This window comes from Nostoc sp. LEGE 12454, assembly GCF_056620565.1.
The window spans coordinates 1-2,482 of the sequence record NZ_JBWQXL010000104.1; the positions used below are offsets into that span (position 1 = coordinate 1).

The following is a 2,482-nucleotide window of genomic DNA, read 5'->3' on the forward strand; positions in this document are numbered from 1 at the left end:
TGTCGGGTAGGGCAGGGGCATTTCTGCCCCTTTCCCCCCTAAGAACCGTGCTTACAAGTTTCCAAGTACACGGCTCAAGCAAGTCATTTGCTAACAGATTAGTACTTCTAGTTGAAAGGAGTGTTTCATCTTGTTGGAATGGATTTGTTGATGGCAGTAGTAATGCACTAATTGTAGATTGGCAAGATTATTTTTGCCGTTTTGGTGACGGGGAGTGATGTGATGTCGGTGAAGAGTTTCACCATTGAATAGGGATTCATGACACACTGGGCATAGATAGTCTTGTTTTTTGGCTATCTTTTGGTTACTGGATTCTAGGGTTTTGGATTTGTTTCTTTCCCTTTCTGACCAGTATTGCCTTAATTCCGGGTCATCAGGTGAGGATGTACCTTGTACTAGAGTGTGTCTTTCAATATTGAACCATTTGAATTTCAACAAGAGTTTATTGGATACTCTGTTACCAAAGACCCAGTTATCCATCCTGTCTAGGTTCAACTTTCCCCAGTATCTTTTTTCCCGCCACTTGTTTGATTTGTTTGGGTGCATTCTTTTGGCATATCTTTTCTCCCTGATATACATCCAGTGGTCAAGACTACTGAATGCTTCCGAAGATACCCCTACGCGGAGGTAATTGGCTGTTCCCCTGATGATGGGGTTCAGTTTATTTATGAGGTAGTCAACGTTCTGGCTTTTATTTTCTAGCCATACTTGTTTGAGCTTGTTCCGCGTATTTTGCATGGTTTGTTTACTGGGTTTTATCAGTAACTTGAATCCTGTATTTGTATTGGATACAGGGTAGTGTCTGACATTGAATCCAAGAAAATCGAAACCTTGAATGAGGTGTACGATTTTAGTTTTTTCGTCGGAGAGGGTAAGTCCTCTGTCTTTCATCCACTGATTCAGGATAGTTACTGATTTTTCTGCGTCTTGTTTTGTTTCGCAGAATACTACGAAGTCGTCGGCATATCGGACAATAGCACGTTTGCCAATTAGCTGTCCTCTATTGTCGTGTTTTATGCCTAACGCCTTTTCCAGTCCATGCAAGGCTATATTGGCTAGTAGTGGACTAATAATTCCACCTTGGGGAGTTCCTGTTTCAGTTTCATGGAGTACTCCATTGTCCCTGTACCCTGCTTTCAACCACAATTCTACTAATTTCTTAGCGGGGAAATTTCCTATGGTTTTCATTAAGGGTTCATGAGCAATATTGTCGAAACAACCTTTGATATCAGCATCTACCACCCACTTTTTAGTCTTATTAGGACGTGCAATATTGTATATTTTAACTATTGCGTCGTGGGCACTTCTGCCAGGTCGAAAACCGTAGCTACTGCCTTCAAATTTGGATTCCCAATATGGTTCCAATGCGTTTTTTACAATCGCCTGTAGGCATCGGTCTATGATGCTCGGTATTCCAAGAGGTCGTTTCTTGCCATTAGCCTTGGGGATATACACCCTCCTGGTGGGATATGGTTTCCAGGGGATGAATTTTGTTAGTATGTCTACTAATAATCCTCTGGCTGTTGGTGTTTTTACCACCAACTTGTCCACACCCGGAGTGTTTTTGCCCTGGTTAATTTGCGTCACTTTCCTTACCGAGATAAGGATGTTTGAATAGCTCCGCATTAGTAACCTTTGTAGGTTACGAACCAGTTTCAACTTCCCAGACCTTGTAGCCTTGAATATTCTTTGTCTCAATCGCCTGACTACCTTATTGGCTTTGCGCCAGTTGACACAACTCCATTGGGTGGTTCTCTCAGTTACGTTCGCATTCCTCGCGGATTGCATCCAACTTTTCCTTTTGAGTTCGGTAATTTTACATTAAATTTCAAGAGACTCACCTGCCATACGTCAGCACCCTTTCGGGATGGGTATTACCCTATCTGTCCGGTTATCTATTCCCGTTGCCTTTCGGCTAACAGCATTCGCTTCTTATGGCATCCTTTTCCCACTGGGGGGTTCGGGTTGGATTACTCCTTCCTTACTAGTGACATAGGTCTAGTCTCTAGACCCCATTGGGGTTACTTCGTTGCACACGTATGAGATGCGATTGGGTTAGGTACTCTCTATATTCCGGGGATTTTGGTGTCCTAACAATAGCCAGAGTAGTGGTTATTGTCTTTAAGCAAGAAAATAAGCGTTCTCTTGTTCTTTTCCCAACACTGTCGTTGCATCAATTGTTTTGATGCCAGCCACTTACAACAGCCTGTAATTAACGAAACCTCAACGAGAGTTCATTTTCATTTACCTTACCAGTCTTCCTCTTGCCTCCCCCCGACTGTGGTTATCAGGAAGGTTGGGCTTTTCTCTTTAGCTTTGAGACTAGATAATTACTTATCTTGCCCCTTTGAGATGAGGACAGGCGTTGGACACTCGCCTGTAGATATCCTTCGGCATCGGTGCAATAATCATGCTTTTAAGTAAAACCTTGTCCAGTCAGGATATTTAACTCATTACGTGCGACATCGAATCGCACTACTCT

1 protein-coding gene is annotated in these 2,482 nt (G+C 42.8%); it reads right to left on the reverse strand.

What is annotated here, in order from left to right:
• Positions 1 to 90 precede the first annotated feature (90 nt).
• Entirely contained in the window at positions 91 to 1,788 is a 1,698-nt protein-coding gene (ltrA, locus tag AC1F2U_RS34575) for a group II intron reverse transcriptase/maturase (protein WP_480265248.1), read from the reverse strand.
• Positions 1,789 to 2,482 lie beyond the last annotated feature (694 nt).